We start from the raw sequence: 13,646 nt of genomic DNA, 5'->3' as shown, positions 1-13,646 counted from the left end.
CGAATACCGACGGTAACGGGCGGACGCTGTGAAGAAGCTGTGGGGGGCCGATGGCGGGAGCGCGTTCCCGCTGTCGGTCCCCCTTCCACTGCCGTACGGTTTCTGCAGATGAGTGAGACAGCCCGCTCCCGGGAGACCGGGGGCGATTCCGGTACCGGGCTTCCCCAGCGCCGTACCGGGCATGCGTTCGCGCACACTCCTCGCCGATCGGACGGCCGACCGCCCCAAACCCCCCGGGGCGTGCGGCAACCCGGTCCGGGCGGCCGTCCCGGAACCATCCCCCCTGTTCCGGGACGGCCGGCCACCCTTCTCGGCGTACTCGCCGCCTCCGCGCTCTGCGCGCTCCTCCTCGCCCTGGTCACCTGGCAGGTCCTGGTGCGGGGCCCCCTGCTGTCCTGGGACGCCCGCCTCAGCGGCGCGCTCGTGCGCACCGTCCCCGATCCGGTCACCGAAGCACTCTCCGACCTGGGGAACATTCCGGTCGCGCTGCCGGTACTGCTCCTCGCCGCCGGGTACGCCGCCCGGCGCGGGAACCGCCGCGGCGCCGCGGCCGCGGTGGCGGCGATGGCCCTGGTGCCGGCGCTCGTCGTCCCGCTGAAGGAGTGGACCGCCCGACCCGGGCCCCTGGAGCCGTGGGCCGCCGGCTACTTCCCCTCCGGGCACACCGCGACGGCCTTCGTGGCGTACGCGGGCGCGGCCCTGCTCCTGCGGCCGTACACGCGTCGGCGGTGGCCTGCGGCCGCCGCCCTCGTGCTGACGGGGGCGACGGCCACCGGGCTGGTGCTGCGGGGGTTCCACTGGCCGCTGGACGTCGCGGCCAGCCTGCTGCTCTGCACGCCGTTGCTGCTGGCGGTCAGCCGGTCCTGCCGTAGTACGCGTCGAAGTTCCGGCTGAACTCCCAGCCCCCGAAGCGGTCCCAGTTGACCGACCAGGTCATCAGGCCGCGCAGGCCGGGCCAGGTGCCGTGGGTCGGGTAGGTCCCGCAGTCGGTCTTCTTGGTCAGGCAGTTCAGCGCCTTGGCCACCTCGGCCGGCGGGGTGTGGCCGTTGCCCGCGTGGGTGGTGGCGGGCAGTCCGATGGCGACCTGGTCGGGGCGCAGGGCGGGGAAGAAGCGGGAGGCGTCGCCGGCGACCGGGAAGCCGGTGAGCAGCATGTCGGTCATGGCGATGTGGAAGTCCGCGCCGCCCATGGAGTGGTACTGGTTGTCGAGGCCCATGATCGGGCCGGAGTTGTAGTCCTGGACGTGGAGCAGGGTGAGGTCGTCGCGCAGGGCGTGGATGACCGGCAGGTAGGCGCCGGCGCGCGGGTCCTGGCCGCCCCAGGGGCCCGAGCCGTAGAACTGGTAGCCGAGCTGAACGAAGAAGGTCTCCGGGGCCATGGTGAGGACGAAGCCGGGGCCGTAGCGGGCCTTCAGGGCCTTGACGGCGGAGATCAGGTGGACGATCCCCGGGGTGGTGGGGTTGCGGAAGTCCGTGTCGCCGGAGGCCAGGGAGAGGGAGTGGCCCTCGAAGTCGATGTCCAGCCCGTCGAGCCCGTACTCGTCGATGATCTTGCCGACGGAGGAGACGAAGGTGTCGCGGGCGGCGACGGTCGGGAGCTGGACCTGGCCGTCCTGCCCGCCGATGGAGATCAGCACCTTCTTGCCCGCGGCTTGCTTGGCCCTGACCGCCGCCTTGAACTCCTCCGGGGATTCGACGTTCGGGCATTCCGCGACCGGGCAGAGGCGGAAGCGGATGTCGCCGGAGGTCACCGAGGTCGGTTCGCCGAAGGCGAGGTTGATGACGTCCCAGGAGGAGGGCACGTCGGCCATGCGGACATGGCCGGCGCCGTTGGCGAAGCTCGTGTGCAGGTAGCCGACGAGCGCGTGCTCGGGGAGCTCGCCGCCCCCGCCTCCGCCGCTGCCCGTCGTCACGGAGACGGGCGCGCTGAGCGGGGACTCCCCCGACGCGTTCACCGCGCGGACCCGGAAGGTGTAGGTGGTGGAGGCGGCGAGGCCGGTCACCGCCGCCGTGGCGGCGGCTGCCGGGAGGGGCGCGGCACCGTCCCGGTGGACGGTGTACGAGGTGGCGCCGGCCACCGCCGCCCAGGACAGCCGGACCGAGGTCGCCGAGGTCGCCGAGGCGGTCAGGCCGGTGGGGGCGGCCGGTGGCAGGGGCTGGCCGGGGCCTCCGGGATCGGGTCCGACCAGGGTGACGTCGTCGGTGACATGGGCGGGCTGGCCGTACCAGCCGTGGGTGTGGACGGTCACCGAGGTGGTGGACGGGCCGGTGCGGAAGGTGGCCGTCAGCTGCTTCCAGGCGCCGGGGCTCTGCGTCCAGGTCGATACGTCGGTGGTGCCGGTCCCGGTCGCGCCGAGGTAGACGTACGCGCCCTGCAGCCAGGCGCCGAGCGTGTACGTGGAGTCCGGCTTGACGGTGACGGTCTGGGAGCAGCGGGCGTTGTCCTGCCCCGTCGGGGTGGCCCGGAGGGCAGAGGTGCCGCCGTGGACGGGGGTGCTGACGGCCGTGCCGCTGCCGGCCGAGCAGTTCCAGCCGTCGAGTCCGGCTTCGAAGCCGCCGTTGCGGACGAGGTCGGCGTCCGAGGCCGCGGCCGGCGGGCCCGCGGCGAGGAAACCGGCCGCCGCGAGGGCGGCGGCCGTGAGGAAGGACCAGGCTCTGCGCACAACTGCCTCCAGAACATGGGGGGATGGAGCCAGGCTGCTGCGAACGGGAACAGCGGCACCCAACCTGGTCCAGACCAATCCCGTTGTCAACGGTTCCGGGCTTTCTCCCTCCCGCGTGCGGCCGCCTCGTGCATGGCGAGCTCCAGCAGGACCGGGTCCGTGAGGGTCCCCCGGCCGTCCGGGGGCACCGCCCAGCGCACTCCCCCGGTCGCCCGGCCCGGGTGGGGGACCACGATCCACGCCCCGTGCCCGACTCCCCGTACGCCCGTACCGATCCAGTGGGAGGCGGTGCCCGGGGGCACGAAGAAGCCCAGCCGCGATGCGCCGAAGTCGGCGAGCACCGGGCCGGGCCGTCCGGCCGCCGGATCGAGTACGCCGAGGGTGGCCCGCCCCAGCTCCCCCGGCAGGATCAGTACGTCCCAGAGCCGTCCCGCGGGCAGCAGTGCGACCCCGAGGGGGTTGCGCTCCCATGCCCTTCGGCTGGCGTCGGGATCCGGCGCCGCCGACGCCAGCCATGCCACCGCTGCCTTCTCCCCCGGGGTCGTCATCGCCCGGCCTCCGTTCCGTGTGGGTGAGGTGTCCTCACCCACAGAGAGCGGGGCCGGGGCCGGCGATGACGCGGGTTTCCCCACCCCATGGTGGTGAACCGGGTCACACGGCCGGCGGCGGCGGTGCGCTCCGGGCGCTCCGACCGGGGCGGCTCAGCTGTCGAAACCGAGGCCGAGCTTGTCCATCGCCTTCAGCCACAGGTTCCGGTGCCCGCCGCGGGCGTCCGCCCGAGCCAGCGACCACTTGGTGAGCGCGATGCCGGTCCAGGCGAACGGTTCGGGCGGGAACGGCATCGGCTTGGACCGGACCATCTCCAGCCGGGTGCGCTCGGTGGAGAGCCCGTCGAGCAGGTCGAGCATGACCTCCGCCCCGAAGCGGGTGGCGCCCACCCCGAGGCCGGTGTAGCCGGCCGCGTACGCCACCTTGCCGGAGTGCGCCGTCCCGAAGAAGGCGGAGAAGCGCGAGCAGGTGTCGATCGCACCGCCCCAGGCGTGGCTGAACTTGAGCCCCTCCAGTTGGGGGAAGGCGGTGAAGAAGTGCTCCGCCAGCCGGAGGTAGGTCTCCGGGCGGTGGTCGTACTCGGAGTCGAGCTTGCCGCGGTACGGGTAGATCGCGTCGTAGCCGCCCCACAGGATCCGGTTGTCCTTGGTGATCCGGAAGTAGTGGAACTGGTTGGCGCTGTCACCCAGGCCCTGGCGGTTCTTCCAGCCGACGGAGGCCAGCTGGGCCTCGTCCAGCGGCTCGCTCATCAGGGCGTAGTCGTAGACCGGGACGGTGAAGGGGCGGATCCGGCGGACCAGCGACGGGAAGATGTTGGTCCCCAGGGCGACCCGGCGGGCGAGGATCGTGCCGTAGGGGGTCTGCACGGTCATCCCGCGCCCGGCCGCGGCGAGCTTCAGGCCGCGCGTGTTCTCGTAGACCCGCACCCCGAGGTCCAGGCACGCCTGCTTGAGGCCCCAGGCCAGCTTCGCCGGGTTGAGCATGGCGACGCCGTCGCGGTCCCAGAGGCCGGCGAGGAAGGTCGGGGAGTCCACCTCGGCGCGCACGGCGTCCCGGTCGAGCCATTCGGAGCCGCCCGCCAGGCCCAGCCGGAGCGCCTCCTCGTGCAGTTCGCGCAGCTCCTCGACCTGGTGCGGCTCGGTGGCGACGTCGATCTCGCCGGTCCGCTCGAAGTCGCATGCGATGCCGTAGCGGGCGACCGCCTCCTCGATGGCGTCGAGGTTGCGCGCGCCCAGCTCCTCCAGCTTCGCCAGCTCGCCGGGCCAGCGGGCGATGCCGTTGCCCAGGCCATGGGTGAGGGAGGCGGCGCAGAAGCCGCCGTTGCGGCCGGAGGCGGCCCAGCCCGCCTCCTTGCTCTCGATCAGTACGACGTCCCGCTCGGGGTCGCGCTCCTTGGCGAGCAGCGCGGTCCACAGTCCGCTGTAGCCGCCGCCGATGACCAGCAGGTCGCAGCGCTCGTCGGAGGTGAGCGCCGGCTGCGGGGCGGGCTTGCCGGGGTCGTCCAGCCAGTACGAGACCGGCTTCGCTTCGGAAAGGGATTTCGCAACACTACGCATGGCGACTGGGGCCATGGCTTCCAACTCCCTACGGAACTGATGACATGCTCTTCCGAATTACTTCGGTTGTGCCTTCTTGCGGCGGTTGCCGACCGTCTGGCCGACGAGGACCACCAACACCGCGATGACGAACATCGCCGTGCCGATGACGTTGATCTGCACGGGGGTACCGCGCTGCGCCGATCCCCACACGAACATGGGGAAGGTGACGGTGTTGCCCGAGTTGAAGTTGGTGATGATGAAGTCGTCGAAGGAGAGCGCGAAGGAGAGCAGCGCGCCCGCCGCGATGCCCGGTGCCGCGATGGGCAGGGTCACCCTCAGGAAGGTCTGCACCGGCCCCGCGTAGAGGTCCCGGGCGGCCTCCTCCAGCCGCGGGTCCATGGACAGGACGCGGGCCTTGACGGCGGCGACGACGAAGCTGAGACAGAACATGATGTGGGCGATCAGGATCGTCCAGAAGCCCAGCTGGATGCCCATGTTGAGGAACAGCGCGAGCAGCGAGGCCGCCATCACGATCTCCGGCATCGCCATGGGCAGGAAGATCAGCGAGTTGACCGCGCCGCGCGCCCGGAACCGGTAGCGCACGAGCGCGAAGGCCATGGCCGTGCCCAGGGCGGTCGCCACGAGCGTGGACCACAGGGCGATCTGCAGTGAGAGCCCGAGGGAGCCGCACATGTCGGCGACGCCGCAGGGGTCCTTCCACGCGTCGAGCGAGAACTCCTGCCAGGCGTAGTTGAAACGCCCGGAGGGGTTGTTGAAGGAGAAGACGGTGACCACGACGTTCGGCAGGATCATGTACGCGAGCGTGCCGAGTCCGGCGATCACGACCAGATTGCGCCGCAGCCAGGCGAGGGGTGTGCGCATCAGACCAGGTCCTCCGTCCCCGCTCGGCGGATGTAGATGGTGACCATGATCAGCACGGTCGCCATGAGAATGAAGGACAGCGCGGCCGCCGTCGGGTAGTCGAGGATCCGCAGGTACTGCGACTGGATGACGCTGCCGATCATCCGGGTGTCTGTGGAGCCGAGCAGCTCGGCGTTCACGTAGTCGCCGCTCGCCGGGATGAAGGTGAGCAGGGTCCCGGAGACCACGCCGGGCATGGAGAGCGGGAAGGTCACCTTCCGGAAGACCGTGACGGGGCGGGCGTACAGGTCCCCGGCCGCCTCGTGGAGGCGGGTGTCGATGCGCTCCAGCGAGGAGTACAGCGGCAGGATCATGAAGGGGAGGAAGTTGTAGGTCAGGCCGCAGACGACCGCGAGCGGCGTGGCCAGCACCCGCTCCCCCTCGGTCATGCCGAGCCAGCTGGTGACGTCGAGGAAGCCGACCGCGTTGAGGCCCGCGACCACCGGACCGCCGTCGGCGAGGATCGTCTTCCAGGCCAGTGTGCGGATCAGGAAGCTGGTGAAGAACGGGGCGATGACCAGGACCAGCAGCAGGTTGCGCCAGCGGCCCGCCTTGAAGGCGATCAAGTAGGCCAGCGGGTACCCGAGCAGCAGGCACAGAGCGGTGGCGGTGCCCGCGTAGAGCAGGGAGCGCAGGAACTGCGGCAGGTACTCGGTGAAGGCGTCCCAGTACGTCCGGAAGTGCCAGGTGACCTCGAAGCCCTCTTCGAGGGAGCCGGTCTGCACCGAGGTGGAGGCCTGGTAGATCATCGGCAGCACGAAGAAAACCAGCAGCCACAGGATGCCGGGCAGCAGCAGCCAGTACGGGACCAGCCGCTTGCGCACGGCTGGCTTGTGGACCGGGGGTCCGGCGGGGGCGGGCGCCTGGGGCGGCGCGGCGGTGGCGGTCACGCGCTCTCCTCGACGGTCTCGATGCCCGCGTCGCCCATCGTCCCCGCGAGCATGGACTGGGCCGCGTCGAGTCCGAAGGTGTGCTCCGGGTTCCAGTGCAGGACCACCTCGGCGCCCGGCACCAGGCGGCTGTCGCGCTCGACGTTTTGGACGTAGACCTCGAGCTCGGGGCAGACGGGGCTGTCGACGACGAACTGCGTGGAGACCCCGATGAAGGAGGAGGCGGCTATCCGGCCGGTGATCTTGTTCCGGCCCGGCGCGACGGCGTTCTCCTCCTCGGCCGGGACCAGGGACACCTTCTCCGGGCGCACACCGACCAGCAGCTTCCCGCCGGCGCTGGGCGTGGTCGAGCATCGGGCGGCGGGCAGCCGCAGGGTGGTGCCGGAGGCCGAGACGACGACATCGGACCCGGCGGACTCCACGGCGGCCTCGATGAGGTTGGAGGTGCCCAGGAAGTTGGCGACGAAGGTGGTCCGCGGGTTCTCGTAGAGGTCGGCGGGGGCGCCGAGCTGCTCGACGCGGCCGCCGTTCATGACCGCGACCGTGTCGGCCATGGTCATGGCCTCCTCCTGGTCGTGCGTGACGTGCACGAAGGTGATGCCGACCTCGGTCTGGATCCGCTTGAGCTCCAGCTGCATCTGGCGGCGCAGCTTGAGGTCGAGGGCGCCCAGGGGCTCGTCGAGGAGCAGCACCTGGGGGTGGTTGATCAGGGCGCGGGCAACGGCGACGCGCTGCTGCTGGCCGCCGGAGAGCTGGTGGGGCTTGCGCTGGGCGAACTGGCCGAGCTGGACCAGCTCCAGCATCTCCTCGACCTGCTTCTTGACGGACGTGATGCCGCGGCGGCGCAGGCCGAAGGCGACGTTCTCGAAGATGCTCAGGTGCGGGAAGAGCGCGTAGCTCTGGAAGACCGTGTTGACCGGGCGCTTGTAGGGCGGCAGGTGGGTGACCTCGCGGTCGCCGAGGTGGACCGTGCCCGTGGAGGGCTCCTCCAGGCCCGCGATCATGCGCAGGGTGGTGGTCTTGCCGCAGCCGGAGGCGCCGAGCAGGGCGAAGAAGGAGCCCTGGGGAACGGTGAGGTCCAGCGGGTGCACGGCGGTGAAGGTGCCGTAGTGCTTGCTGATCCCGGAGAGGCGGACGTCGCCGCCTTCGGTCGTGTCAGTCATGGAGAGGTCCCGGGGTTGGGTGGGCGAAGAGGTCAGGAGGAGAAGGCGGGGCGGGCCGCGGCTCGCGGGCGCGGCGGGCAGCCGCTAGGCGCCGATGAGCTTGGCGAACTTCTCCTCGTAGGCCGTCTCTTCCTCGCTGGTGAGGGAGCGGAAGGCATGGGACTTGGCGGTCATCGCCTTGTCCGGGACGATCAGGGTGTTCTCTGCGAGCTCGGGATCAATCTTGGCGAGCTCCTCGCCCACGCCCTCGACGGGGCAGACGTAGCTGATGTACGCGGCGAGCTGCGCGGCGACCGGAAGCTCGTAGTAGTGGTCGATCAGACGCTCCGCGTTGGCCTTGTGCCGGGCCCTGACGGGGACCAGCAGGTTGTCGCTGGAGGTGATGTAGCCGGCGGCGGGGATCGCGAACTTGATGTCCGGGTTGCCGGCCTGGAGCTGGATGACGTCGCCCGCCCAGGCGAGGCAGGCCGCGAGGTCGCCCTTGTCGAGGTCGGAGGTGTAGTCGTTGCCCGTGAAGCGCCGGATCTGCTTCTTGTCGACGCCCTTCTGGAGCCGGCCCACCGCCTCGTCGAAGTCCGCGTCCGTGAAGGAGGAGGGATTCTTGCCCTGGTCGAGCATGGTCATGCCGACGCTGTCGCGCATCTCCGTCAGGAAGCCGACGCGCCCCTTGAGGGAGGGGTCGTCGAGCATCTGGGTGACGGAGTCCACCTTCTTGCCGCCGGTCGCCTTCTCGTTGTAGGCGATGACGGTGGATATGCCGGTCCAGGGGTAGCTGTACGCGCGCCCCGGGTCCCAGTCGGGGCTGCGGAACTGCGGGGACAGGTTGGCGTAGGCATGCGGCAGGTGCGAGGGGGCGAGCTTCTGGGCCCAGCCGAGGCGGATGATGCGCGCGGCGAGCCAGTCGGTGACGACGATCAGGTCGCGGCCGGTGTCCTGGCCGGCCGCGAGCTGAGGTTTGATCTTGCCGAAGAACTCGACGTTGTCGTTGATGTCCTCGGTGTACTTGACCTTGATCCCGGTCCGCTTGGTGAACTCCTCCAGTGTGGGGCGGGACTTCTCGTCCTCACTGGTGTCCATGTACTCGGTCCAGTTGGAGAAGTTGATCTCCTTTTCCCGGTCCGAGTGGTCGTCGGACGCCAGGGCTGCGTCCCCCTCCCGCTTGGCGGGCGGGATGCCGCACCCGGCGAGGGTGGCCAGGCCGCCGAGGGTGAGCGCTCCGACTCCGGATGCGCGCAGCAGCGAGCGGCGGGTGAGGGCGCCGCGCCCACTGGTGAGGCTGCGCCGCATCGCGGCGAGCTGCGCCTCGGAGAGGCGGTCGGGTTCGAACTGCTCCATGCGCTGAGGCCTTTCGGGAGGTGTACCGCTGGTCAGGCGGTGGTCGGCTGTCGGTCCCCGAAGATCGTGCGGTGCCAGTCCTTCGCGGCCACCGCAGTGTTGTCGTACATCACGTGCTTGACCTGCGTGTACTCCTCGAAGGAGTAGGCGGACATGTCCTTTCCGAAGCCGCTGGCCTTGTAGCCCCCGTGGGGCATCTCGCTGATGATCGGAATGTGGTCGTTGACCCACACGCAGCCCGCCTTGATCTCGCGGGTGGCACGGCCGGCCCGGTAGAGGTCGCGGCTCCAGGCGGAGGCGGCGAGTCCGTACGGGGTGTCGTTGGCGAGCGCGATGCCCTCGTCGTCGCTGTCGAAGGGCAGGACCACGAGGACGGGGCCGAAGATCTCCGACTGCACCACCTCGCTGTCCTGGGCGGCCCCGATGATGAGGGTGGGCCGGTAGTACGCGCCGTCGGCGAGCTCGCCACCGGGGATCTCGCCCCCGGTGACGACGGTGGCGTAGCCGCGGGCGCGCTCGACGAAGCCGGCGACGCGGTCGCGCTGGGCGTGCGAGACCAGCGGGCCGAGGTCGGTACCGGGTGCGAAGGGGTCACCGAGGCGGACGGTTTCCATCAGCTCGGCGACCCGCGCGACGAAGGCGTCGTGCAGGGGGCGCTGCACGTAGGCGCGGGTCGCCGCCGTGCAGTCCTGGCCGGTGTTGATCAGGGAGGCGGCGACGGCGCCGTGCGCGGCGGCCTCCAGGTCGGCGTCGTCGAAGACCAGGAAGGGGGCCTTGCCGCCGAGCTCCAGGTGCAGGCGCTTCACGGTGGCGGTGGCGATCTGCGCGACCCGCTTGCCGACGGCGGTGGAGCCGGTGAACGAGGTCATCACGACATCGGGGTGGCCCACCAGGTGCTCCCCCGCGTCACGGCCGGCGCCGGTCACGATGTTGATCACGCCGTCGGGCAGGCCCGCCTCCTTGGCCGCCTGGGCGAACATCAGGGAGGTCAGCGGGGTGAGCTCGGCGGGCTTGAGCACGATGGTGTTGCCCGCCGCGATCGCTGGCAGGATCTTCCAGGCAGCCATCTGGAGCGGATAGTTCCAGGGGGCGATGGAGCCGATGACGCCGATGGCCTCGCGGCGTACGTACGAGGTGTGGTCGCCCGAGTACTCGGCGGCGGCCTGCCCCTGGAGGTGCCGGGCGGCGCCCGCGAAGAAGGCGGTGTTGTCGATGGTCCCGGGGACGTCGAACTCGGTCGACAGCTTGATCGGTTTGCCGCACTGGAGCGACTCCGCGCGGGCGAAGTCCTCGGCCTGTCCGGCCAGTACGGTCGCCAGCCGGTGCAGGGCGTCCGACCGCTCGCCGGGGGTGGCACCGGCCCAGGCCGGGAAGGCGCGCTGGGCCGCGGCGACGGCCTCGTCGACGTCCGCGGTACTCGCCAGCTCGTAGGTCAGGACCTCCTCGCCGGTGGCCGGGTCGACGACGGTGTGTGACCGTCCGGAGGTTCCGGCCCGGAGCCGTCCGTCGATGTACTGCGCGCCGTCTGCGAAGCGGTCCTTGACCTGGAAGCGGTTGCCCATCACGCTCTCACGCTCTCCGTAGCTACAGTTCGAGCTAGAGCTCGAATTGAGTGCCGATCCTGGCAGAGGTGATGCCCTCGGCCAAGTGATTCCGTTGTTGCCATTTGATTACGCGACGGAATCGGTCGACCATGTGTCCAGGCACGCCGGAAATCCCGTACGAAGTGTCAGTGGCGGGTGCCAGACTCGCGTGCATGGAGATGATCGACGACCTGATCAAGCAGGTCAGCCGTGGTGAGAGGGTGAAGTACCTGCCGTTCTGGGGGCACCGGCCGCGGCCCGACGGCACGCTCGGTCCGAGCTGTCTGAGTCAGTGGTGGCCGTCTGCCTTCACTGTCGGTGACGTCCGTTATGCGACGGCCGAGCACTGGATGATGGCCGGCAAGGCCCGGCTGTTCGCGGACCCCGAGTCCGAGCGCGCCGCGGTGCGGGCCAAGAGCCCGGCCGAGGCGAAGAAGGTCGGTCGCCTCGTGCGCGGCTTCGACGACGCCGTATGGGAGCGGGAGCGGTTCGCCCTGGTCGTGGAGGGCAGCGTCCACAAGTTCGGCTCCGACCCGGCCCTGCGCGGCTACCTGCTGGGCACCGGGGACCGCGTGCTGGTGGAGGCGAGCCCCGTGGACCGGATCTGGGGCATCGGGCTGGCGGCCGACGACGAGCGCGCTCTGGACCCGGCCCGCTGGCGCGGGCTGAACCTGCTGGGCTTCGCCCTGATGGAGGCCCGGAAGCAGCTGCGCGAAGGCAGCGCGTGACGGAGCGTCGCCGGGTCGCCGCCGTGATCGTCCGGGACGGCTGCGTGCTCATGGTGCGCGAGCACGCCCTGGGGCCCGGGGGGCGCCATGACGGGGCCGAGTACTGGACGCTGCCGGGCGGCGGTCTGGAGGAGGGCGAGGAGCCCGAGGACGCGGTGCGCCGGGAGGTCGCCGAGGAGGTGGGACTGCGCGCCCTGGCGGTGCGGTTCGCCTACGCAGCCCCCTACCCCTCCGGCTGGACCTCCTGCTTCCGCGTGGAGGTCGCACCCGGCGATCCGGTCCTCGGCATCGACGCGGACCTGCAGTGCGACTGCCCCCGGATGGTCGGGCTGATCTGGGTCCCGCTGGCGCGCGGAACCGCCGAGGGCACGGCCATGGTGCCGACGCTGCTGATGGCCGCCGAGGTCTGACGCGGATGCAGCCGGACGGGCCGCCGACCGGCCCCGGCCTCAGACCCGTTCGCGAAGCCGCGAATCCGATGAGGGGGTCTCGCGTTTCGGGCTGTCGCCCCACTCGTCGTCGAAGGCCGGGGCGAACAGGGCGAACAGCATCAGCAGGCCCAGGACTATGCCGATCGCGCCCAAGATGATGCCGGCCAGCGCCACCCCGCCGTTGTCGGCCTCGCCCCGGTTGGCCTTGCCCTTGCCCAGGGCGCCGAAGACGACGGCCCCGATCCCGAGCGCCACCGCCAGGAAGCTGGTGACGCAGCCGACGACCGCGAGGATCCCCAGGACCAGCGCGGTGACGCCGAAGCCGTTGCTGGGCCGGTGCCCGTAGGCCGGGTACGCGCCGGGGTACGGGTATCCCGTCTGATGGGCGGAGTACGGGTATCCCTGCTGGGCGGCGGGGTACCCGGGATAGCCCGCGTCGCCGGGGTATCCGTAGCCGGGCGGGGCGACCGGATAGCCGTAGGCGGCCGGGGGCAGCCCGCCCGCCGGCGGGGTCGGGGGCGCCGCGTTGCCCGGCGCGGCAGCGGCCGTCCGCTCGCCGGGATGCCCGCCGGGTGTCAGCCGGTCCGGCACGGGCTGCGGGCCGGATACGCCCGGCGCGCCGTGGCCTGCCTTCGACGTGCCCAGGTCCACCGCCGGCCGCTCCGGCGGCGCCCAAGGATCCCGCGGCTCGGGACTGCTGTCGTTCATACGGAGCCCCCCTCTCTCGTACAGCCATGCTAAGCGCTGCCACGGACAGTCACGGCCGTGCCTACGATGAGGGCGACCTGCCCGCACCCCGCCCTCCGGAGGCACCCCCCATGACCGACCTGCACCCCTTCATCGCGGGGCTGCCCAAGGCCGAACTGCACGTCCACCATGTCGGCTCCGCCTCCCCGCGCATCGTGGCCGAACTCGCCTCCCGGCACCCCGACTCCAAGGTGCCCACGGACCCGGAGGCCCTCGCCGACTACTTCACCTTCACGGACTTCGCCCACTTCATCGAGGTCTACCTGTCGGTCGTCGACCTCGTGCGCACCCCGGAAGACGTCCGGCTGCTGACCTTCGAGGTCGCCCGCGACATGGCACGCCAGAACATCCGCTACGCCGAGCTGACCATCACCCCGTACTCCTCCACCCGCCGCGGCATCGAGGAGAAGGCCTTCATGGAGGCCATCGAGGACGCCCGCAAGGCCGCCGAGAAGGAACTCGGTGTGATCCTGCGCTGGTGCTTCGACATCCCCGGCGAGGCCGGCCTGGAGGCCGCCGCCGAGACCGCCCGGCTCGCCGTCGACCTGCGCCCCGAGGGGCTCGTCTCCTTCGGCCTGGGCGGCCCCGAGATCGGCGTCCCGCGCCCGCAGTTCAAGCCGTACTTCGACGCGGCCCGGGCCGCCGGCCTGCACAGCGTGCCGCACGCGGGCGAGACCACCGGCCCGGAGACCGTCTGGGACGCCATCCGCGAGCTGGGTGCCGAGCGCATCGGCCACGGCACGAGTTCCGTCAAGGACCCGGAATTGCTCGCGTACCTGGCCGAGCACCGGATCGCGCTGGAGGTCTGCCCGACCTCGAACAGCGCCACCCGCGCGGTGACCGACCTCGACCGGCACCCCGTCAAGGAGATGGTCGCGGCGGGTGTGCTCGTCACCATCAACAGCGACGACCCGCCGATGTTCGGCTCCGACCTCAACAACGAGTACGCGGTGGCCGCCCGGCTCCTCGACCTCGACGAGCGCGGGCTCGCGCAGCTCGCGAAGAACGCCGTCGAGGCCTCCTTCCTCGATGCGGAGGGCAAGGCGAAGCTCGACGCGGAGATCGACACGTACACGACGCGATGGCTCGCGCGCTGAAG

13 protein-coding genes are annotated in these 13,646 nt (G+C 71.1%); 4 read left to right on the top strand and 9 right to left on the bottom strand.

The window, feature by feature from the left end; all coding sequences use genetic code 11:
- The first annotated feature begins 108 nt into the window (after window positions 1-108).
- Window positions 109-894 (top strand): phosphatase PAP2 family protein, encoded by a 786-nt coding sequence (locus tag R4Z63_RS24015; protein WP_384449918.1) that lies wholly within the window; start codon window positions 109-111, stop codon window positions 892-894.
- Here the strand turns inward: R4Z63_RS24015 and R4Z63_RS24010 are convergent.
- The 8 genes from R4Z63_RS24010 to R4Z63_RS23975 all read right to left on the bottom strand — a co-directional run bounded on the left by R4Z63_RS24010 (window position 854) and on the right by R4Z63_RS23975 (window position 10,620).
- Entirely contained in the window at window positions 854-2,662 is a 1,809-nt protein-coding gene (locus R4Z63_RS24010) for a chitinase (protein WP_384449921.1), read from the bottom strand. The genes R4Z63_RS24015 and R4Z63_RS24010 overlap by 41 nt on opposite strands.
- An 86-nt stretch (window positions 2,663-2,748) precedes the next feature.
- Window positions 2,749-3,210: a bifunctional DNA primase/polymerase gene (locus tag R4Z63_RS24005; protein WP_384449924.1), complete on the bottom strand. Its 462-nt coding sequence runs from the start codon at window positions 3,208-3,210 to the stop codon at window positions 2,749-2,751.
- 153 nt (window positions 3,211-3,363) lie between these two features.
- A complete protein-coding gene (locus R4Z63_RS24000; protein WP_037928456.1) occupies window positions 3,364-4,782 on the bottom strand; it encodes an NAD(P)/FAD-dependent oxidoreductase in 1,419 nt (472 codons plus the stop codon).
- Window positions 4,783-4,824: 42 nt separating this feature from the next.
- Window positions 4,825-5,631, bottom strand: coding sequence for an ABC transporter permease (locus R4Z63_RS23995; RefSeq protein WP_384449927.1), 807 nt, complete (start codon window positions 5,629-5,631; stop codon window positions 4,825-4,827).
- A complete protein-coding gene (locus R4Z63_RS23990) occupies window positions 5,631-6,560 on the bottom strand; it encodes an ABC transporter permease (protein WP_037928450.1) in 930 nt (309 codons plus the stop codon). The genes R4Z63_RS23995 and R4Z63_RS23990 overlap by 1 nt, the downstream gene beginning before the upstream one ends.
- Window positions 6,557-7,723 (bottom strand): ABC transporter ATP-binding protein, encoded by a 1,167-nt coding sequence (locus R4Z63_RS23985; RefSeq protein ID WP_384449930.1) that lies wholly within the window; start codon window positions 7,721-7,723, stop codon window positions 6,557-6,559. The genes R4Z63_RS23990 and R4Z63_RS23985 overlap by 4 nt, the downstream gene beginning before the upstream one ends.
- A gap of 84 nt (window positions 7,724-7,807) precedes the next feature.
- Window positions 7,808-9,058 (bottom strand): polyamine ABC transporter substrate-binding protein, encoded by a 1,251-nt coding sequence (locus R4Z63_RS23980; protein WP_384449933.1) that lies wholly within the window; start codon window positions 9,056-9,058, stop codon window positions 7,808-7,810.
- 32 nt (window positions 9,059-9,090) lie between these two features.
- Complete coding sequence (locus R4Z63_RS23975) at window positions 9,091-10,620, bottom strand: gamma-aminobutyraldehyde dehydrogenase (RefSeq protein ID WP_037928439.1); 1,530 nt, start codon at window positions 10,618-10,620, stop codon at window positions 9,091-9,093.
- Between the two features lie 194 nt (window positions 10,621-10,814).
- On the opposite strand from R4Z63_RS23975, the gene ybiA reads away from it, so the two are divergent.
- Entirely contained in the window at window positions 10,815-11,369 is a 555-nt protein-coding gene (ybiA, locus tag R4Z63_RS23970) for a riboflavin biosynthesis intermediates N-glycosidase (RefSeq protein ID WP_052031271.1), read from the top strand.
- Entirely contained in the window at window positions 11,366-11,779 is a 414-nt protein-coding gene (locus R4Z63_RS23965) for an NUDIX domain-containing protein (RefSeq protein WP_384449936.1), read from the top strand. Before ybiA ends, R4Z63_RS23965 begins: the two co-directional genes overlap by 4 nt.
- 39 nt (window positions 11,780-11,818) lie before the next feature.
- On the opposite strand, the gene R4Z63_RS23960 is transcribed toward R4Z63_RS23965, so the two are convergent.
- Complete coding sequence (locus R4Z63_RS23960; RefSeq protein WP_384449939.1) at window positions 11,819-12,508, bottom strand: DUF4190 domain-containing protein; 690 nt, start codon at window positions 12,506-12,508, stop codon at window positions 11,819-11,821.
- Between the two features lie 110 nt (window positions 12,509-12,618).
- On the opposite strand from R4Z63_RS23960, the gene R4Z63_RS23955 reads away from it, so the two are divergent.
- Complete coding sequence (locus R4Z63_RS23955) at window positions 12,619-13,644, top strand: adenosine deaminase (RefSeq protein WP_384449942.1); 1,026 nt, start codon at window positions 12,619-12,621, stop codon at window positions 13,642-13,644.
- The last annotated feature ends 2 nt before the right edge of the window (window positions 13,645-13,646 follow it).

This window comes from Streptomyces sp. PL-29 (assembly GCF_058344425.1).
This window is presented reverse-complemented; position numbering and strand designations above follow the sequence as displayed.